This is a genomic window from Flindersiella endophytica (genome assembly GCF_054779015.1).
The window spans coordinates 1-19,359 of the sequence record NZ_BAAGYY010000045.1 but is presented as its reverse complement, the minus strand read 5'-3'; the positions used below and the strand labels follow the sequence as shown (position 1 = coordinate 19,359).

The window sequence follows — 19,359 nt, the reverse complement described above, 5'->3', positions numbered from 1 at the left end:
AGATGGCTGTAATCACCATCACGCCTACGTGGGGCAAAGCTGCTCGACTTCGAGACCACCATTCCCAAGGCCGAGGCCGACATCATGCGCGCCCGCAGTTGAGAGCACGCACGGCGTGACAGCACACGGCGTAGCAGATCACCCACCCCGTCCGTACCTGCTTCCGGCCCGGTCGTGTGCCGTCGCAGGAGCCAGCTAAGCGCGCCGAAGTCAGCACCTATTTGACGCGGTCACGGAGGTGGCAATCGGTCGGGGTAGCGCAGCCGTGGTCCAGTCCGTCGCGGGTGGAGGCGCCGGTGTGTGAGATGCGCTGGCGCGTCCACGCTGGGGCATGCGGCGGAACAAGCTGGCGAGATCACGGACAAAGTGCCGGAGGGCCTGGTGTTCCCAGGCGCCGTTGCTGCAGGCCCGTGCGCCAAGCTCGACGCCGATGACGAGCCGATGCCTCACCTGTGAGCCCTTCGGCACGATCCGAGCCTTCTTCTCAACAGGGATCGATAAGAGGCGGTAATGGGACTCAAAGCCGCCAGTGGCCGCGTCTTCGGGTGGACAGCGCAACGAACAGCCGGAAGGGAGGTCGATGATGATCCAAGTGGCAGCCGAGGCGGAACCGGTTGCGGGAAACCGCACCCATGTGAGCGTTGACGAGGAGTTCAGCGCCTACGTCGCCGCTCACCGGGCAGCGCTTACGCGAACGGCGTACCTGCTCACCGGGGACCATCACGCCGCCGAGGACCTGGTACAGGTCGCTCTGGTCAAGGTGTACGCGGCCTGGCGACGGATCCGGAAGAAGCAGGCGATCGGCTCCTATGTCCGCCGGGTGCTGATCAACGAGCACGTCAGCCTGTGGCGGAGGGCGTGGCGCCAACTCGAGCGCAGCACCGACCAACTGCCTGACACAAACGTTTGGCCGCCGCACGCCGACACCAGTGATCTGGAGGAACAGCTCTGGGGCGTTGTCCAAGCGCTCCCACCGCGGCAGCGTGCGGTCATCGTGCTGCGTTACTACGAGGACCTCAGCGTAGCCGAAGTCGCTGAGCTCCTCGGGTGGCCGGTCGGCACCGTCCAGAGCACCAACGCACGCGGCCTGGCAAAACTACGGAAGCTGCTCGGCGAGGAGGTTGAGTCATGAGCGATCGGACTGAGAGCCTGACCAGGAGCATGTTGGTAGGAAAGGCGAGTGAAGCCAGAGTCGGCGGCCCAGGCCTGACCGGTGAGGTGCGTCGACGTGGGCGCCGGCTCGTAGTCCGCCGCCGGGTCACTGCGGGTCTTGCCTGCGTGGCGGCGCTGGCCGCCAGCATTCCCTCGGGCGCCTGGTTGTTCGGAACAGGCGACCGGCAGGTCGGACCGGCCGGCTCGATCTACGGTCCGGCCGTACAGCCGCACCTGCCGGCCAAGCTCCATAAGATCACGATCGGCGACGTCGGCAAGCTCAAGCAAGGCGTGCCACCATCCGTGCCCTACGTCCTCGGCGGACAGATCCATGACGGCGAACGGAAGATCCGCATCGCAGGCCCTTACGAAAGCCCGTTCTTCACGCCGGTTCACGACGGCTACCTGGTCCTCTCAGACCGCGTACAACTGGTCGACACCACTGGTGCCACGATCCGCGGCCTGCCAATGATCAACGAACACGCAACCCGTGCGCTTCCGGCGGTCTCAGCCGATGGCCGACAGATCGCCTGGCCGGAATGGGACGCCAACGGCGCGCAGCACAAGCTCGTGGTCGGCGACGCCACTACCGGCAGGATCTTGCAAGAGAAAGTGGTCACCGACGTACCGTTCCCATACCCCGTCGGCTTCGTCGGCGACAAGGTCGTGTTCGCCGCCGGGTTGCCTGCAGAGAACGACAAGGCGTTCGGCAAGGCTGTCCAGCAGCTGGGCGCCGGTGTCACTGGAATCTGGGACCCTGAATCTGGGCAGGTCTCCGCCCTCGACAAGGCGGGAACTGCCCGGGGAGTCGACGACTTCGGCCACATCCTGACCGGCACCAACCCTGCACAGAACTGCCCGGCGGTCTACGACGCCGCGACCGGTAAGCAGTTGTGGAAGAAGTGCGGAATCGAATTCTCCGAGCTGTCGAGGGCAGGTCTGGTCATCGGCGAAGAGGGGAATGTTGTCGACGAGAGGCAGACACGCACCGTGGTCCTCGACGCCGCCACCGGACGCCGACTGCTCCAGATCGAAGGCAGCTACTCCCACAGCATCGTCTGGGAAAGCGATGACGATCTACTGCTTCTGGCGGGCGACCGTAAAGGCAGCGCCGTAGTGCGCTGCTCGCTTACCGGACAGTGCGAACGCGCCACGGGAAACCTGCCTCCCACGAACAACTCCATCGCGTTGCCAGACAAGCCCTAGCCGCAGGGGAGCGCCCGGGCCAGGACAGGCCCGGGCGCTCTCGCGTCGTTGCGGTCGAACCCACTCGGAGGTCCGCCTGCCCCAGGCCGGCCCCTTCGTTCGTGGCTGGCGGGAACCAGGTGCCCCGCGCCCGTTCGTACGCGAGACCTGTGGATTCGTGGCGCCACCCCAGGGCTGGGCCCAGCCGTACGGGGATTCCTCCCAGGTCTCCTGACGTCCGTAGACGCGTCGAAGTCACCGGCGACGAACGCGGCTTTCGACAGATCGAACTCCACCGTCCGCCGCCACCATGGTGTTGCTACCAGAGCGGTTCCGGTAGAACGGAACACGTACGGACCCGCATCGGTAGCCGCATGCTCGTACAACGTGACGATGTAGTCCCTGCCGTCACCGTCGGCATCGGTCACAGTCGCTCGGCTCTTCTCCCAGCAGTACGCACCAGCGCCGCTGTCGTACATCGTCTGCGGTGCGGAGAACGCGGCGCCCGTCGACAGCGGAAGAGCACTTGGCGGATTCGGCTGACGCGAGCCAGGACGCCGGTACGAGGTACAGCGTCGCGCAGGCTGGCACGCGTCCTCCTGCCGTGGCTGCATGAACGCCAGGTCGCGCTGATCGGCGCCGACACCCCCAGAACGTTCAGCCGTCGGGGTACGAATACCTGGCGATTCCGGTTCACACCGCGGCCTTCGTCGGGATGGCTCTGTGGCTGCTCGACAACTGCGACCTGGAGGCGTGCACGACGACAGCTGCCGAGCTGGCCGGTATCGGCGGGCTCGTCGGGCAGGTGGCAACAGTCCTCGAGGCGCTGCTGGTCTACAACCACTTCCGAACGGTATTGGAGGCTGAGCCCGACCTACCGGCCGCCGCTGATCCGATGCCTGTACCGGCGCTGCGCCACGGGAGTCGAGTTGCGCGATGTGCGGTTCCGGTACGCGCCTGATCAAGACTGGGTGCTGCGTGGTGTCGATCTGGTGATTCCGTACGGCCAGTCCACGGCACTGGTCGGACTCAATGGCGCGGGCAAGAGCACACTGGTCAAGCTGCTGTGCCGGTTCTACGATCCTGAGCGGGGTGCGGTCCTCTGGGATGGGATCGACCTACGGATGTTGTCCGTGCGGGCTCTGCGGGACCGCGTCAGCGCCCTGTTCCAGGACTACATGAGCTAAGACCTACAGGCGGCCGAGACGTGGACGAGCCGGATGTCGAGAGCATGACCGGGGTCTACTCGGAGGCCAGGCCGAAACCGGTCGGGCAAGCGCCAATGGCCCGAAGCCGGCTGGCATACATCGGCGTACTGATCGGCGTCTTCATGATCGTGCTCGACACCACGGTCGTGAACGTCGCAGTGCCCGGGATCCAGCACGATCTGCGGGGGACGGTGACCGGGCTGCAGTGGGTGGTGAACGGCTACAACCTGATGTTCGCCGCGCTGCTGCTCACCGCCGGCGCCCTGGCTGACCGGCTGGGTGGGCGAAAGGTGTTCGGGATCGGCACCCCGGTGTTCGCGGCCGCCTCACTGGCGTGCGGCTTCGCGCCGACACTCGCTGTGCTGATAACGGCCAGAGTCGCCCAGGAGTCGGCGCCGCACTCATGCTGCCGACCGCGCTCTGGTTGGCCAGCCGCCTTCATCCTGACCCGAGCGCTCGCGGCAGAGCACTTGGCCAGTGGGCGGCCGTAGCCGGCGCGGCGACTGTGCTCGGGCCACTGGCCGGTGGCGGCCTGGTCGACACGCTGAGTTGGCGGGCGATCTTCTTCATCAACGTGCCGATCGCGGTCCTCGCCACGGTGCTGCTGCGCCGCGCCCCACACACCCCGGCGGGCGCAGCTCGCACCCGGTCTGTAGGGGTAGTCATGCTCTGGACCGCGCGGCGGAGCATGATCATGCCGATGAGGTCGGCGCTGTGCTAGCCGTAGCTCTGGCGGGTGAGCACTCGCTTGGGGACCTTGTTGGCCTCGGCGCGGCACTACGGTCATCCCGTACTATCTGGTTTCGGTGCATCTACCTTCGCGACATCCGATCATGCGTCGCGGGAGCTGTACCCAGGTCAGCAGCGGCACGACCCGGGGCCGGGTCGACTTCACCAAACCCGATGCGCTGGCCGGTTGGCACTATGGGGTCGGCCTACGCGGCAACGCCGGGGCTCAGGCTGTCGGAAGGCTCGAAGGGCGGAGTGCCAACTAGCGCGATCGCATCGATCGACGAGGGCTTGGACGCCGATCCGTTACCCGATGGCAGGTGCGGTGGTCAGTCTCGTGAGCGGTGCCGTCGGAGGGCTGATTCTGATCCGCCTCGACGATCTGATTGAGCTCTTCACACCGATCCGTCCCACCCAATCCATTATGACGGCGGCGTACGACATCCACCAAGGCCTGCGGCGGCATCGAGCAGGTGCCACCAGCGTGCTCGTGTCACACCGGCTTGGCGCCATCCGCGACGCCGACCAGATTGTCGTACTGTCCGGCGGGCAGGTCACCGAACGAGGGACCCACGAGACACCGTTCCTTGCCGACGGTGAGTAGCTCGCCTGTTCCGCATGCAGGCTGAGGGATACCGGCCCGAGCCTCGTGTCGACGGCGTGTCCCGATGACCTGGGTGGAAGCCGCAGCCGGCTCCCCATCGAACCTCGATGGAGGTCAACCGGGCGGGGCGTCTTCGGTGGCCAGTAGCTGGGATCCTTCGGCTTCGACGGCGAGCACGAGTTTGCGCAGGAGCGTCGATAGCTGTGAGCGCTCGGATCGGTTGAGGGCCGAGAGTAGGGCTTTCTCCGCGTCGATGTTGACTCCTATCGACTCGTCCAGGACGGCGTGGGCCTTGTCGGTCAGCTCGATCAGCAGCCGGCGGCGATCGGAGGGATCGTGCAGCCGCGTCACGTATCCAGCCTGCTCGAGACGGTCAAGCCGGCCGGTCAGCGTCGCGGGATGGATGCCGGCCCGTTCGGCGATCAGCGTCGGTTTGCCCCGGTACGGCGCGCAGCGAGGGCGCGCAGGTTCCAGATGATGTCGTACTCGAAGCCCTTCAGACCGTGTCGGCCCGCAGCCGGTGCATGCGCCCCGACCAGAATCTGCATGCGCACGACGACGCCTTCGACGACCGGATCGAGTCCGGGCACCTCGCGCCTCCACAACGCGATGTGGCGGTCGATCGAGTCCTTCTCGCTCATGCAGGGGTCCTATGACGTCAGGTTGGGCGCCTCTGGTCTGGACACAGATATTATTATCTCGTAATCTATTGATTCGTGATATCTCGCCTCGCGCTGCTCGATGGCTCACCGGTTCGGACGAAACCGTTCCCGAAGTGGCCGCCGGTGTCCGACTCGGCCGCGGCCACGCTGGCTGCCGTCGTCTCCGACGGTGTCTGGGGAGACGTCCAGGGTCGGTACAAGTCGCGGTTCGAGCGTGAGTTCGCCGCCTACCATGACGCCCGGCACGGGATCGCGGTCTGCAACGGGACGGTGTCGCTGGAGATCGCCCTCCGGGCACTCGGAGTTGGTCATGGCGACGAGGTGATCGTTCCCGGCTACACGTTCCTGGCGACGGCGACCGCGGTCTTGTCGGTGAACGCGTTGCCGGTGTTCGCCGACATCGAGGGCTCGACCGGGTGCATCGACCCGGTCGCGGTGGAGGCGTTGATCTCCCCTCGGACCAAGGCGATCATCCCGGTGCACCTGGCCGGGCATCCGGCGGACCTTGATCGGATCTGTGCGCTGGGCGAGGCGCACGGACTGGCGGTGATCGAAGATGCGGCGCACGCGCATGGCGCGAAGTGGAAAGGGCGTGGCGTCGGCTCCTACGGCGCGTTCGGGAGCTGGTCGTTCCAGACGTCGAAGAACATGACGTCGGGCGAGGGCGGGATCCTGACAACCAACGACCAGGCGCTGGCCGATGCGGCCTGGAGCCTGCATCACTGCGGCCGCTCCAAGGCGGGCGCGTGGTACGAGCACGGCCGATTCGGCGGGAACTACCGGATGACCGAGTTCCAGGCGGCGTTGCTGGCCGACCAACTCGGCGGGCTACCCGACGACATCGCGCGCCGGGAACGCAGCGCTGAGCAGTTGACCGCGGCGCTGTCGAGGATCGACGGGCTGCGGCCGTTGGAACGCGACGGCCGGTGCACCACGCACGGATATCACCTGTACCAGTTCCGCTATGACACGGAGGCGTTCGGCGGGCTGCCGCGGGCGCGGTTCGTCGAGGCGTTGAACGCCGAAGGAGTTCCGTGCAGCGCGGGCTACGGTACGCCGCTGGATCGGCAAGGTGTGTTCGCCGATCGGGCCTTCGACGTCGCCGCGACCGGCTGGACCTCCGGCAATCCGCGCACCGCATACGGCCGGCTGGATCTGCCACAGACCACGCGGCTGTGCCGGGAGGCGGTCTGGATTCCACAATTCGTCCTGCTCGGCGATGACGGGGACATCGCAGACGTCGTGGATGCCATCGCCAAGATCATCGATTCGGTCGCCGATCTGCTTGTCCCCGCCTGAGTTCTGGGCGATCCACAGGTTCAAGGAGTCACCATCATGACGTTCAGAACATCCCGCCGGAACCTGCTCAGAATCGGCGGAGGAGCACTGGTAGCGGCGCCGCTCCTGTCCGGCTGCTCGCTCTTCTCCACCGACCCGGCCCACCAGGCTTCGCAGTCGACCGCCGGGGGCAAGTCTGGCGCCAAGGAGGCGCCGGCGCTCGCGGAGCGGGTCAAGGCGGGCAAGCTGCCCCTATTGGCCGACCGGCTGCCGAAGAAGCCGATGGTCGTGCGGCCGGTGCAGGAGAGCGGGGCGTACGGCGGGACCCTCCGGCTCGGCGGCGCCGACGAGCACCACAGCGCGATCGCCGATCCGGCCCGGTCCGGCATCGTCGAGTGGAACATCGACTGCACGGCCCCGCAGCCCGGCCTGGCCGAGAAGTGGGAGCTCGAGGACGACGGCCGCACCTACGTCTTCCACTTTCGGGAAGGCCTGAAGTGGTCCGACGGTGAGCCGTTCACCACCGACGACCTCATGTTTCTCTACGACCACGTCTTCGGCAACAAGGTCCTGACCCCCGCGCCGTGGAGCTGGCTGGCCACCGAGGGAAAGCAGGCGAAGTTCGAAAAGGTGGACGCGGTCACCCTCAAGATCACCTTCGACAAGCCGAACTCGCTGCTGCTGAAGTACATGTGCTTCCCGTCGATCGCGATCGGACTGATCAAGCCGGCCCACTACCTCAAACAGTTCCATCCCGACTTCGTGGAGATGTCGAAGCTCAAGAAGCTGGCGAAGAAGGATGGTCGCCCGGACTGGAACGACCTGTTCGTCGCCAAGGACGACCACTGGAAGAACCCCGAACGTCCGGTCATGGGCGCCTGGAAGCTCACCAAACCGACGGACACCAAGGCGGCCAACGCCACCGCAGACCGGAACCCGTACTTCTGGAAGACCGACCCGGACGGCCGGCAACTGCCCTACATCGACAGGCTCAGCTGGACCTTCAGCGAGCCGGAGAACGTGGTGCTGCAAGCCGCGAACGGCCAGTACGACCTGCAGATGAGCGCGGGCATCACCGCCGCCCCGATCCTGGCCGAGAAGGCCGAGGAGAAAGGCTTCGAGGTACGGCGGTGGCAGTCCGACGGCTGGTTCGTAGTGATGAACCTGAACCAGAGTCATCCCGATCCGGTGGTGCGAGGACTCTTCGCCAACATCGACGTTCGCGCTGCCCTGTCGCATGCCATCAACCGGGACGAGATCAACGAGGCTCTGCTAGCCGGGCAGGGCACGACTGACCATCCCTGCGGGCAGAAGGAGGACGAGTACTTCGAGAAGGGGATGGGCAGGCGGTTCGTCGAGTACGACGTCAAGCAGGCCAACTCCCTGCTGGACAAGACTGGTCTCACCGCACGAGACGCTGAGGGGATGCGGCTTCGGCCCGACGGCAAGAAGCTGAAGCTCAACCTGGTCACGTTCGAGTTCACCGGCGGCGTCGATCACATCGACGTGTACGAGTTCGTGCGGCGTTACTGGCGCGCGGTCGGCATCGCGACGGAGATCAAGGTGATCTCGCAGGAGCTGTGGTACGACTCGGTCGGGCACGGCGACTTCGACATCATGGGCTACGTGGGTGTCGGCTACCACTGGGACATCGACCCGCTGTGGTACGTGCCGACGCTCGGCCTGACCTACTGGGCGCCGAAGTTCGGCAACTGGTACGCCAACCCGAAGGACAAGTACGCCGAGGAGCCGACCGGCGAGATCCGGCAGCTGCAGCTGCTGTACGACGAGTTGGTCGCGACTGTCGACGACAAGAAGCGGATCGAGCTCGGCCGCCAGATCCTGCGGCTGCACGACAAGAACGTGTGGATCATCGGCACGGTCCGGCCACCGTTCGATCCGGTCGTGGTCAACAAGTCGTTGATCAACGTGCCGCGGATGGCGGTCACCTCGCACCGCGACGGCGACATCACGACTGCTTCTCAGCTGTTCTTCCGGAACCCCGAAAAGCACTGACCGATGGGCCGGTTCCTGCTGCGCCGACTCGGGTCGATGCTGCTCACCCTGTTCCTGATCTCGCTCGTCGCGTTCCTCATCATCCAGCTGCCGCCAGGTGACTACCTGAGCACGGTCGTGGCCAACCTGCAGCGCAACGGGCAGACGGTCGACCCGGCGTACCTGACCATGCTGCGGCAGCGGTACGCACTGGACCAGCCAGCGCTGGTGCGATACTGGACCTGGATCAGCAACATCGTGCTGCACGGCGACTTCGGGCAGTCCTTCCAGCACCAGCGGGCCGTCTCCACACTGCTCGCGGAACGACTGCCGCTGACCGTGTTCCTCGGCGTGATCACGTTCCTGCTCAGCTGGGTGGTCGCGCTGCCGGCCGGGGTCTATTCGGCGGTCCGCAAGTACTCCGTGGGCGACTATCTGCTGACCACGCTGGCGTTTCTCGGCATCGCGGTTCCCGGATTCGTGGTGGCGCTCGCGGTGGCGTTCATCCAGTTCCGCTACTTCGGGCAGTCGGTCGGCGGGCTCTACTCCCCCGAGTTCGTCGACGCCGACTGGAACCTCGGCAAGCTGCTCGACCTGATCGGACACCTGTGGCTACCGGTACTTGTGCTGGGCCTGTCCGGCCTGGGCGGCACGATCCGAATCCTGCGGGCGAACCTGTTGGACGAACTGCGCAAGCCATACGTAGTCACGGCCCGGAGCAAGGGGTTGTCCGAGCGGCGGCTGATCGCGCGATACCCGGTCCGGATCGCGCTCAACCCGTTCATCTCGACGGTGGGCTGGGTGCTGCCCGGCCTCATCGGCGGTGAGGTGATCATCGCCAAGGTGCTCGGCCTGCAGACCACCGGGCCGCTGCTGCTGCAGGCCCTGACCTCGCAGGACATGTATCTGGCCGGGTCGATCATCTTCATCCTGTCGGCGCTCACCGTGGTGGGCACCCTGTTGTCCGACCTGGCGCTGGCGGCGATCGATCCACGGATCCGGGAGGGCATCGCAACATGAACCCTGCCCCGACGAGCTCGACCACGCCGGCGCCGTGCGCCGAACCGCCCGAGCGGGACGAGGCGAAGATCTACCTCGCACCCCAGTGGAAACTGGTCTGGTGGCGGTTTCGCCGGCACCGACTGGCCGTGGCCAGCCTGGCGATCGTGATCCTCGCCTACCTGAGCTCCGCGACCTGCGAATTCTGGGCACCGGCCGGCCAGGACACGATCCGGGCCTCGCTGTCCTACGCGCCGCCCCAGCTGATCCACGTGGCCTGGGACAACGGGCCGCGCCTGTACGTCCACGGCTACCGCTCGAAGGTGGATCCGCTCACCCTGCAGCGCACCTTCACTCCGGACGAGAACGTCAAGCTGGGCCTGCGATTCTTCGCCCCCGGCGAGCCGTACCGCCTGTTCGGCCTGATCCCAGCCGACCGGCACTTCTTCGGACCCGCCGATCCAGGTCAGCCGTTCTACCTGCTCGGCGCCGACGAGCAGGGCAGGGACGTGGCGTCACGGATCGTCTACGGATCAAGAATCTCCCTGTCGATCGGCCTGTTCGGGATCCTGGTCGGCTTGGTGCTCGGCGTGCTGCTGGGCGGCCTGTCCGGCTACCTCGGCGGCGCCACGGACTCGGTCATCCAGCGCGGGATCGAGTTCATCATGTCGATACCGACGCTGCCGCTGTGGCTGGGCCTGGCTGCGGCCGTGCCGGCGACCTGGGGACCACTGCAGACGTACTTCGCGATCTCGCTGATCCTGTCCCTGATCGGCTGGACCGGCCTGGCCCGGGTCGTACGCGGCAAGTTCCTCGAGCTGCGTACCGAGGACTACGTGCTGGCCGCGGAGTTCGACGGGGTGAGCCGGATGCGAACCATCCTCCGGCACCTGCTGCCCGGCATGACCAGCTACATCATCGCCTCGCTCACCCTGTCCATCCCAGGAATGATCCTGGCCGAGACCGCGCTCAGCTTCCTCGGCCTCGGACTGCGGGCGCCCGTGGTGAGCTGGGGCGTACTCCTGCAGGAGGCCCAGAACATCCGGGTGCTGGCCTCGGCACCATGGCTGCTGTTCCCAGGACTGGCGGTCGTGATCGCCGTCATGGCGTTGAACTTCGTCGGCGACGGGCTACGTGATGCGGCAGACCCCTATGACAGCTGAGCCGAACCTTCTGGAAGTCCGGGGACTGGCAACGCACTTCCAGCTCCAGGAAGGGTTGGTGCGGGCTGTCGACGGTGTCGACCTCGATGTCCGGCCAGGCGAGACACTGGCGGTCGTCGGCGAGTCCGGCTGCGGAAAATCGATCATGGCCCGTTCGATCCTCCAGTTGGTCGAGCCGCCAGGCAGGATCGTCGCCGGGCAGATCAACTATCGCCTGGCCGACGGCACGGTGGTCGACATCGCCGGGCTCAACCCCAAGGGCCGGGAGATTCGCCGGCTCCGCGGGCGTGAGATCGCCATGGTCTTCCAGGAGCCCATGTCATCGCTGTCACCGGTGCACACGATCGGCTCGCAGATCATGGAGAACATCCTCGAGCACGAGAAGGTGTCCAGGGCCGACGCCCGGTCCCGGGCGATCGAGGCGCTTCGTGAGGTCGGCATCCCACGTCCGGAGCAGCGGGTCGACTCCTACACCTTTCAGCTGTCCGGCGGCATGCGGCAGCGGGCCATGATCGCGATGGCGCTGGCCTGCCGGCCCCGGCTGCTGATCGCCGACGAGCCGACCACCGCGCTCGACGTGACGATCCAGGCGCAGATCCTCGACCTGTTCGCGGAGCTGCGGGAACGGCATGAGATGGCGGTCATGTTCATCACCCACGACCTCGGCGTGGTGGCCGAAATCGCCGACCGGGTGGCGGTGATGTATCTCGGCCTGGCGGTCGAGCAGTGCGACGTGGACGACCTGTTCTACGCGCCCCGCCACCCTTACACGGCAGGACTGCTGCGATCGATACCAGTGGTCGGGCCACGATCCAAGCAACGATTGGCGACGATCCCCGGTTCCGTGCCGCACCCGTACGCGCGACCGAAAGGTTGCCCGTACCACACCCGATGCGACCGGATCATCGACGACCGGTGCGACTCGGAGTTCCCGCTCATGACCAACGCGCCTGGCCGATCGGTGCGTTGCCTTCACTACGAGTCGCCCGAGTCGATCACGGCGCCGAAAGGAAAGCAGTGACTGTGCTACTCGACATTCGCGGCCTGACGATGACCTTCCGGCACGGTGGCGGCCTGCTCCGGGGTCGTCGCGGCACGCTGCATGCGTTGCAGGGTGTGAACCTCACCATCAACCGCGGCGAAACCCTCGGCCTGGTCGGGGAATCGGGCTGCGGGAAGACCACCCTCGGGCGGTGCGTACTCCGGGGCTACCGGCCCGATCAGGGCACGATCAACTACACCCACTCCGACGGCACCGTCACCGATCTGGTCCGGCTCAACAGGCGCGAGCTGAAGCCGTATCGGACCCAGGTCCGCACCGTGTTCCAGGATCCGAACAACTCACTCAACCCCAGGCTGACCATCCGGCAGATCGTGGCCGAACCCCTGGTGGCGGCCAAGCAGGCGAGGACGGACGAGATCGACGACCGGGTCGCCGAGATGCTTCGCCTGGTAGGCCTGCGGCCGGAATACATGCGCCGCTACCCGCACGCGTTCTCCGGCGGACAACGGCAGCGGGTAGGGATCGCGCGGGCCCTGATCACCAGGCCACGGCTCGTGATCGCCGACGAGGCGGTCTCGGCCCTGGACGTCTCCGTGCGCGGCCAGATCCTCAACCTACTAGAGGATCTGCAGGAACAGTTCGACCTCACCTACTTGTTCATCTCCCATGACCTCTCGGTGATCCAGCACCTGTGCGACCGCGTCGCCGTGATGTACGTCGGCAGAATTGTCGAACAGGCCACGACCGACGAGCTCTACGCCGCTCCCCGGCATCCCTACACCGAAAGCCTCCTACGGGCACTGCCACGACCAGATCCGCGACTACGCCGGTCGGCCAAACGCGTCCCGATCCACGGAGAACCGCCAGATCCAGCCAACCCGCCCCCCGGATGTGCGTTTCACCCGCGCTGCCCCTACGCCCAAGACCGATGCGACACCGACCTGCCGATGCTCGCGGCGGTCGACCAGAACACGGATCACGTCGCGCGTTGCCACTACGCGGCCTCCCTGCACCTCACCGGCGTGTGATGGACCGACGCCGTCGCTGATCGCACGGTCTCCGGCTGGCGTCGGTCGGGCGTGTCCGGTCTCTTGTGTAAGTGATCTTGTGGTCTGGCAGGGTGGCGGGGCCGAAGGCCCTGCCACCCGGGAAAGGGACCGCAAGTGACAGAAGAGGTTGACAACACCAGCACAGGCGACAGTGCCGGCCAGCCGCAGGGAGATGTGGAGCGGCTGGCCGAGCAGTTGCTGGATCGGGCAGATGCCGACCAGGCACAGCTGCTGGGCCCGGACGGGCTGCTCACACAGTTGACGCAGCGGGTGCTGAACCGGGCGTTGGACGCCGAACTGGCCGAGCACCTGGGCTATGAGAAGGGCGACCCGACAGGCCGCGGTTCGGGCAACAACCGCAACGGCTCCACCGACAAGACCGTGCTCACCGACATGACCGTGCTCACCGACATCGGTGCGGTGCCGGTCACGGTGCCTCGGGACCGCAACGGCAGCTTCGAACCGCGGATCGTGCCCAAGCATGCCCGCCGGCTGGCCGGGTTCAACGAGCAGGTGCTCAGCCTGTACGCCCGCGGCATGTCGGTGCGCGACATCCGCGCACACCTGGCCCAGCTCTACGGTGTCGAGGTCAGCGGCGACCTGATCAGCAAGGTCACCGACGCCGTCGCTGAGGAGATCACCGCGTGGCAGAACCGGCCGCTGGACCCGGTCTGGCCGATCCTCTACATTCCCCGGAACATCAACAGCCCTGTGGGTGAAGATCCGCAACGGCAACGTCGCCAACCGGCCGGTCTACCTGGCCGTGGGTGTCGACCTGGACGGCTGCAAGCACGTGCTCGGGCTGTGGATCGGACCCAGCCAGGGCGAGGGCGCCAAGTTCTGGATGAGCATCCTGGCCGAGCTCAGGAACCGCGGCGTGACCGATGTCCTGATCGCCTGCCGTGTCGATCACGGGACGAGCCTGACGGGCCTGCCGGACGCGATCACCGCCACCTGGCCACAAACCACAGTGCAGACCTGTTGTGTGCACCTGATGCGCGCCAGCCTGCGGTTCGCGTCCACGCCAAACAAGGAAAGGACTACCCGCAACTGGTGCCCGCGCTCAAGGCGATCTACACCGCCCCCACCGAGGCCGCTGCCGAGCAGGCCCTGGCCGAGTTCGAGCAGTCCCCGCTCGGCCAGCGCTACCCCGCGATCGGGCGCACTTGGCGCGCGGCCTGGCCGGAGTTCACACCATTCCTGACGTTCCCGCCCGAGCTGCGCAAGGTGGTCTACTCCACCAACCTGATCGAGTCGATCAACGCCCGGCTGCGCAAGGTCACCCGCAACCGCGGGCACTTCCCGACCGAGCAGGCCGCGATCAAGGTGCTCTGGCTGGCCATCCGGCACCTGATCGAACCCAGAGCAGGCGACCGCAACCAGGTCGCACCAGGGTGGAAGAGTGCACTGAACGCGCTCACCCTCTACTTTGGAGACCGCATCATCATCCGATAACACCACAAGGCCTTACACAAAATGGCTTACACGCCCCGTCGGTCTCTCGCCCGCATCGACTTCGTCACCTGGCAGCCGTGTTGCCGGATGTCGAGCAGAGCGTGGATCCCGGTCGGTGCGGGAGGTCCCGCACCCCGCCCTGGTTCGGGCCGGGGTGCGGGAGCTGAGGTTACGCCGTCGACCGTCAGAGCGAGGTGACGGTCAGGTTGCGCCAGGAGGCGGTGCCGTCGAAGGTGCGGGCGCCGACGGCGCCGACGGCGAAGCAGTCGGGATCGGTGTAGGTGGCTGTGGTGGAGGAGGCGTTGGGGTCGTCGGCGTGTTTGGCGGAGATGTCGATGGTGCAGCCGCTCACGTGTGCGCGAAGGTGGATCCAGGTGCCGATCGGTGAGCCGCCGGGGATCGCGGCGGCGGGAGTCAGCTGGGTCCAGTTGTAGGCCTGCCGGCCGAGGATCAGGCCGGTGGCGCCGACGCCGACGTAGTAGCCGTTCAACGCGTCCGTACCGATGTCGGGATCGCTGACCCGGAACACCAAGCCCGCGTTGCCGTTGGCTCCGGCCGAGTTGCGGCGCACGTCGCCCTCGAGCACGTAGTTGGTCCATCCGGTCGAGCCGGCCAGCGACTTGCTGCCGCCGGTACCACCGGCGCTCTCCGACATGACGCCGCCGCTGAGACCCCAGGTCCCGCCGTAGTGCTTCCAACCCTTCTGCGAACCACCCGACGCACCGCCGGTCCAGGGCGCCGTGTAGGGCAGCACGCCGGCGTTCGCGCTCTCGGTCCGTTCCGACCTCGGCTGACCCGCGAGGTTCGACGGAGCGGTGTAGCGCACCTCGCGGCCATCGACCGAGGGCAGCAGGCTCGGGCTGTAGTTGGACAGGCTGCCCGGCCCACCGTCCTGGATCTGCAGCGGCGCGGGGAACCACGACCAGGCGCCGTCACCGTTGTTGGTGTTGACGAACACCGCCTCGTGATTCTCATACGCGAACCCGTCGCCGGCGGTGTAGCGCACGTGCATGCCCGCCATCAGCAACTGCCCGTTCGGCCCACCGCCAGGACTCCAGGTGACGTACGGGCTGGAGCCGAGGTAGCGGCCGTCCGTGGTCTGCACGAACGTGCCCCGGTCCGCCGGTCCGCTCCCCCAGACATTGCCGCCGTCGATGGACTTCTTCAGGTAGGCCTCGCAGGCGCCCCGGCTGGTCGAGCAGATCTCGTAGGCGAGCACGAACGTGCCGTTCGGCAGCCGGGTGACCGTCGGCATGCCCGGCCGCTCCACCTGCGGCGGCGACGCGACATCCTTCACCAACCCGGGCGCGTAGTTGGTGCTGCCGTCGGGGTTCGCGCTCCAGGTGTCGCCTCCGTCGTTGGACACGATGTGGCCGACGAACTGCGAGTGCGTGGCTCGCTGCCGTTCGTCGGCGAAGAACGCGACCAGCTTGCCGGCGCCGTTCAGGGTGAGGAACGGTTCCCAGATTCCAGGGTCGTCACCGCCGACGTCGGCGTTGCGCGCGTACTGGTACATGCTCACATACGTCCACGTCGCACCGTGGTCAGTGCTGCGCCACAGCTGGAAGTTCGTGGAGTTGTCCGTGCCGATCACGTTCGCCGTCAACAGCAAGGTGCCGGCGGGATAGGCGCCCACCTGCTGCGGCAACTCGTACAGGAACGGCTGATAGATGCTGGACGAGGGATGCGCGGCGCCGGTCTGCCCGTCAGCGACGTTGGCCAGTGACGACCAGGAAGCCCCGTCGTCCAGACTCTGCCGGACCGGCACCCTGGCCTCGCCGTCGTTGACACCGAACTCGAACGTCGCCAGCAGACGACCGTTCGCCGCCCCCGAATGAGCCAGCCGGATCACCCGCGCGTAGGTGACGCCTTCGTTGGGCCCGACCGAGTACAGGGCAGTGCCCACGGTGTTGGCCGACGCCATCCCTGGGGACCACCCCAACGTCACCACCAGGACCAGCGTGACCAGGACAGCCGTCCGGCGAGCAAGATAGGACTTCATCGAACCTCCAGCTCTTCGAGAAGTAGGAGAGATCATTCGACACCCGCTTGTTGGCAGAAGTCTGCACCCGGCTGCTGGCGCCACACTGGCGCGGATCGAGAACTCGCTTTACCCGTTGACAGAACCACGTTAATACGAGATCGTAATATCACTGTCAGTAGCATAGGGCAAGTTCCAGCGCCCGATCACCGCTGGCGCGACTCTGGCGTCGGCGTGGACCGATTCGCTGTTCAGCCGGGCGCTGCGGATGAGTGAGAGTCGGAGACTTCACCGACGAACCGCGCGAAGGTTCGGATGATCTGGTTCTCGTGGGCGGTTGACCACAACAGCACCAGGTCGATCGCCGGCAGGTCGTGAATGGGAACGAGAACGATGTCGTCGCGGTGCGCGATCTCTGCGAAGTAGGTTACCGAGGCATGCGCGATTAGGTTCCGCGCGACGAGCGCCACGAGCTCTTGGACGTTGGTGAAGGTGAGTGGTGAGCGCGGGATGGGAGTGCCGTCGGATGTTGTCGAGGGAAGGAAGGGTCGCACGAATCTGGAGTGGTGTGACGTTGACGGCTTGGGCCCAATTGTCCGCGTCGAGCACCGAGACGCTGGTTCTCTTGGCGAGCGGGTGCTCGGTGGACAGCACCGCGACACGTTTCTGCTGGTCGATGCGCGGGCCGACAGTGATGCCGGGAACTGGATGGCTACGCCAGAGGCTCAGGATGTCGATTTCGGCGTCGCGGAGCGCACTAAAAGGGATCGTCGTAAGGGATCTGGATCAGCCGGACGACGGTGTCAGGATGCCGGCGTTCGAATTCGCGAACCACGCCGATCAGAGCGGCACGTCCGGTCGTAGGGAGGAATCCAACCAGCAGTTCAGGCTGATAGACATCGCGGACCAGTTCGACTGAGTCGAGCAGACTCTGGTACGCCGCTCCAACGACGTCGACGAACCGTTGACCCAGCGGGGTGAGCCGGACAAGGCGGCTCGACCGATCGAACAGCGCTCCACCAAGCTCGCGCTCGAGGGCTGCGACCTGCTTGCTGACCCGAGCCTGAGAGATGTGGAGCCGCTCCGCCGTCCGGCCGAAATGCAACTCCCCGCGAGGACGAGGACGAGTCGGATCTGATCGAGCTCCACGACGACAGGCTCCTTTCTCTGCAGCAGGGATCCACACCTATACCCAGTATGTGCGACCACGGACCGATTCCGTCGTGGAATTGGTCGATGTCGAAGTCGTCGTTGCTCTACGAAGTGGTGCGTTGCAGGATCCAGAATCATGGGAAGGCAGCAGACGCGCTCATACCGATGTCCGCGTACGCACGTCGGTCCAGCTGGTGGACGACTGACGGTGGCTACGTCGTGCATGGGCTTCGCCCTGATTACCCTCGGCGCCTCCTCGCGGGACTCATGTTCCTCCCCATGACCGCATCGATCACCGTAGCCAACATGCTGGCGGGCAGGCTGACCGTACGACTCGGGCTGAAACCGCCGATCCTCCTCGGTCAGACTGTCCTGACCATCGGTCTCTTTGGCCTCCTCTTCGTCGACCAGTCGACCCCGCCCGCGGCCCTGCTCGCTTTGCTCGTTCCGGTCGGCATCGGTAGCGGTGTGGCCGTCCCAGCGATGACAGCCGCGCTCCTGGAGTCCGTCAACTCAGCCAGCGCCGGCCTCGCCTCCGGCATCCTCAACGCCGCACGACAAGTCGGCGGAGCACTCGGGGGCGCCTATTCGGCTCGATCCTCGCTCATGCCGCTATCTTCCCATCCGGCCCGCACTGTCAATGGAGCTCGGAGCAACCGTCGTCGCGGCCACTCTCATTGGCTCCGCCACGCTCCTGCGGCGACACCAGTCGGCAACATCGCAGGCAAGGACACCTAACCCCGACCCGGCGATCAACCACAACGAGTCGGGTGCAGTGCGTTGGGTCGATCGAAGGTGCTCGTCGAGTGCTTCGGCGGATGTCTCCCATCCGAGTGTCTTGCGCGGCGGCGAAGTAGACCGCGATGCCGTTATCGATCTCTGGTGGATCACGTTCACCGGTCCAGGACCGGACCGGTGAACGTGATCCATCTCTTTGTGGCTGGCTACTCGCCTACTCATCGACCTTGAACAGCTTCTCCGCCCGCTCGACGTAATCGGCGTCCAGTTGCTTCTGCCAGGTCGGGCTGAGTGCGATCGCCCTCATCCGGGCCAGCGTCAACGGTGGTGTCGGCCGGGTCTCGGGTGCGTCCTTCTCGGCGCTGGAGTTGTTCTCCCAAAGCGTGATCTGCAGCCCGTCCTCGCGCAGCAGGACAGCCCACCGGACCTTCGCACCACGACCGTTCGGGCCGGCCTTGTCGTCCTCGGTGTTCGCGCTGGCGGGGTACTCGTGGTCCTGGTCGAGGCGAAGCACTCCCGTGCCCGGGAGCTCCTCGCGTTCGCAGATGTACCACTCGCCCGCGCCGAACGGCTCCGGACAGGGCATGGTGGCGCCGTCCTGGGCCACGTCCGGCCGCCAGTTCAGCGCTGCTCTCATGAGCGTCTTGGCACCCGTGCTGTCGGTGTAGGTCAGCGCGGCCCACGTGCCGAGGGTTTCGTCCTCGTTCCCCTCGAAGTAGCGTCCACCGCTGTAGTCACCTGTCTTCACGTCCGCAGGCAACTGGTCCAGCAGGAGCTGCAACGTGGCCTGCGGTGAGATCTCCACCAGCTTCGGTTTGGCCGGCGGCTTGGGCGAAGGCTTCGCCGACGGTTTGGCGGACTGCTTGGTCGTCGGCGGCGCGGCGACCTGGAACTGGCCGTTGTGGTTACCGCCCACACCGTTCCACGGCGCGGCGTACGCCACTCCGCTCAGCACCGCGACCGTCGCGCCGGCCGCCACCACCTGGACGATCCGGCGTCGCCGCAC

General features: G+C 66.3%; 18 protein-coding genes and 2 pseudogenes. 14 read left to right on the top strand and 6 right to left on the bottom strand.

Going from position 1 to position 19,359, the window contains the following annotated elements; genetic code table 11:
- The first annotated feature begins 580 nt into the window (after positions 1-580).
- The 6 genes and pseudogenes from ACYVF6_RS46115 (at position 581) to ACYVF6_RS46090 (ending at position 4,878) form a co-directional block, all read left to right on the top strand.
- The gene (locus ACYVF6_RS46115; protein WP_460533597.1) at positions 581-1,132 is read left to right on the top strand and encodes a SigE family RNA polymerase sigma factor; all 552 of its coding nucleotides are present in this window, start codon (positions 581-583) and stop codon (positions 1,130-1,132) included.
- Positions 1,129-2,358 (top strand): hypothetical protein, encoded by a 1,230-nt coding sequence (locus ACYVF6_RS46110; RefSeq protein WP_460533594.1) that lies wholly within the window; start codon positions 1,129-1,131, stop codon positions 2,356-2,358. The genes ACYVF6_RS46115 and ACYVF6_RS46110 overlap by 4 nt, the downstream gene beginning before the upstream one ends.
- A gap of 694 nt (positions 2,359-3,052) precedes the next feature.
- Positions 3,053-3,298, top strand: a complete 246-nt coding sequence (locus ACYVF6_RS46105) for a hypothetical protein (RefSeq protein ID WP_460533591.1) — start codon at positions 3,053-3,055, stop codon at positions 3,296-3,298.
- Positions 3,276-3,524 (top strand): ATP-binding cassette domain-containing protein, encoded by a 249-nt coding sequence (locus ACYVF6_RS46100; RefSeq protein ID WP_460533637.1) that lies wholly within the window; start codon positions 3,276-3,278, stop codon positions 3,522-3,524. The genes ACYVF6_RS46105 and ACYVF6_RS46100 overlap by 23 nt, the downstream gene beginning before the upstream one ends.
- Before the next feature lie 44 nt (positions 3,525-3,568).
- Positions 3,569-4,266 (top strand): annotated as a pseudogene (locus tag ACYVF6_RS46095) (MFS transporter).
- A 321-nt stretch (positions 4,267-4,587) separates the two neighbouring features.
- Positions 4,588-4,878, top strand: a complete 291-nt coding sequence (locus ACYVF6_RS46090) for a hypothetical protein (protein WP_460533588.1) — start codon at positions 4,588-4,590, stop codon at positions 4,876-4,878.
- A gap of 114 nt (positions 4,879-4,992) precedes the next feature.
- Here the strand turns inward: ACYVF6_RS46090 and ACYVF6_RS46085 are convergent, their stop codons facing one another.
- Together ACYVF6_RS46085 and ACYVF6_RS46080 are read right to left on the bottom strand one after the other, a co-directional pair.
- The gene (locus ACYVF6_RS46085) at positions 4,993-5,229 is read right to left on the bottom strand and encodes a hypothetical protein (RefSeq protein WP_460533654.1); all 237 of its coding nucleotides are present in this window, start codon (positions 5,227-5,229) and stop codon (positions 4,993-4,995) included.
- A 71-nt stretch (positions 5,230-5,300) separates the two neighbouring features.
- Positions 5,301-5,519 carry a hypothetical protein gene (locus ACYVF6_RS46080; protein WP_460533651.1) on the bottom strand — a complete coding sequence of 73 codons (219 nt, stop codon included), beginning with the start codon at positions 5,517-5,519 and terminating at the stop codon, positions 5,301-5,303.
- A 75-nt stretch (positions 5,520-5,594) separates the two neighbouring features.
- Here ACYVF6_RS46080 and ACYVF6_RS46075 point away from each other — a divergent pair, with 75 nt between their 5' ends.
- From ACYVF6_RS46075 to ACYVF6_RS46045, 7 genes and pseudogenes are all read left to right on the top strand, one after another.
- Positions 5,595-6,839, top strand: coding sequence for a DegT/DnrJ/EryC1/StrS family aminotransferase (locus ACYVF6_RS46075; protein WP_460533584.1), 1,245 nt, complete (start codon positions 5,595-5,597; stop codon positions 6,837-6,839).
- A 36-nt stretch (positions 6,840-6,875) separates the two neighbouring features.
- Positions 6,876-8,834, top strand: coding sequence for an ABC transporter substrate-binding protein (locus ACYVF6_RS46070; protein WP_460533581.1), 1,959 nt, complete (start codon positions 6,876-6,878; stop codon positions 8,832-8,834).
- Positions 8,835-8,837: 3 nt separating this feature from the next.
- Positions 8,838-9,833 carry an ABC transporter permease gene (locus ACYVF6_RS46065; protein ID WP_460533578.1) on the top strand — a complete coding sequence of 332 codons (996 nt, stop codon included), beginning with the start codon at positions 8,838-8,840 and terminating at the stop codon, positions 9,831-9,833.
- Positions 9,830-10,975: an ABC transporter permease gene (locus ACYVF6_RS46060; protein WP_460533575.1), complete on the top strand. Its 1,146-nt coding sequence runs from the start codon at positions 9,830-9,832 to the stop codon at positions 10,973-10,975. The genes ACYVF6_RS46065 and ACYVF6_RS46060 overlap by 4 nt, the downstream gene beginning before the upstream one ends.
- On the top strand, positions 10,965-11,996 hold the full coding sequence (locus tag ACYVF6_RS46055; protein WP_460533572.1) for an ABC transporter ATP-binding protein: 1,032 nt from the start codon (positions 10,965-10,967) through the stop codon (positions 11,994-11,996). Before ACYVF6_RS46060 ends, ACYVF6_RS46055 begins: the two co-directional genes overlap by 11 nt.
- A complete protein-coding gene (locus tag ACYVF6_RS46050; RefSeq protein ID WP_460533570.1) occupies positions 11,993-13,006 on the top strand; it encodes an ABC transporter ATP-binding protein in 1,014 nt (337 codons plus the stop codon). Before ACYVF6_RS46055 ends, ACYVF6_RS46050 begins: the two co-directional genes overlap by 4 nt.
- Positions 13,007-13,201: 195 nt before the next feature.
- Positions 13,202-14,482, top strand: a pseudogene (locus ACYVF6_RS46045) (IS256 family transposase).
- A 184-nt stretch (positions 14,483-14,666) separates the two neighbouring features.
- Here the strand turns inward: ACYVF6_RS46045 and ACYVF6_RS46040 are convergent.
- The 3 genes from ACYVF6_RS46040 to ACYVF6_RS46030 form a co-directional block, all read right to left on the bottom strand.
- On the bottom strand, positions 14,667-16,484 hold the full coding sequence (locus ACYVF6_RS46040; RefSeq protein ID WP_460533567.1) for a sialidase family protein: 1,818 nt from the start codon (positions 16,482-16,484) through the stop codon (positions 14,667-14,669).
- A gap of 230 nt (positions 16,485-16,714) precedes the next feature.
- Positions 16,715-16,933: a hypothetical protein gene (locus ACYVF6_RS46035; protein ID WP_460533564.1), complete on the bottom strand. Its 219-nt coding sequence runs from the start codon at positions 16,931-16,933 to the stop codon at positions 16,715-16,717.
- Positions 16,934-17,220: 287 nt separating this feature from the next.
- Positions 17,221-17,649 (bottom strand): LysR family transcriptional regulator, encoded by a 429-nt coding sequence (locus ACYVF6_RS46030; RefSeq protein ID WP_460533561.1) that lies wholly within the window; start codon positions 17,647-17,649, stop codon positions 17,221-17,223.
- An 11-nt stretch (positions 17,650-17,660) separates the two neighbouring features.
- Here ACYVF6_RS46030 and ACYVF6_RS46025 point away from each other — a divergent pair, with 11 nt between their 5' ends.
- Entirely contained in the window at positions 17,661-18,353 is a 693-nt protein-coding gene (locus ACYVF6_RS46025) for an MFS transporter (protein ID WP_460533559.1), read from the top strand.
- A gap of 214 nt (positions 18,354-18,567) precedes the next feature.
- On the opposite strand, the gene ACYVF6_RS46020 is transcribed toward ACYVF6_RS46025, so the two are convergent.
- On the bottom strand, positions 18,568-19,359 hold a 792-nt coding region (locus ACYVF6_RS46020), incomplete at its 5' end, for a hypothetical protein (RefSeq protein ID WP_460533556.1).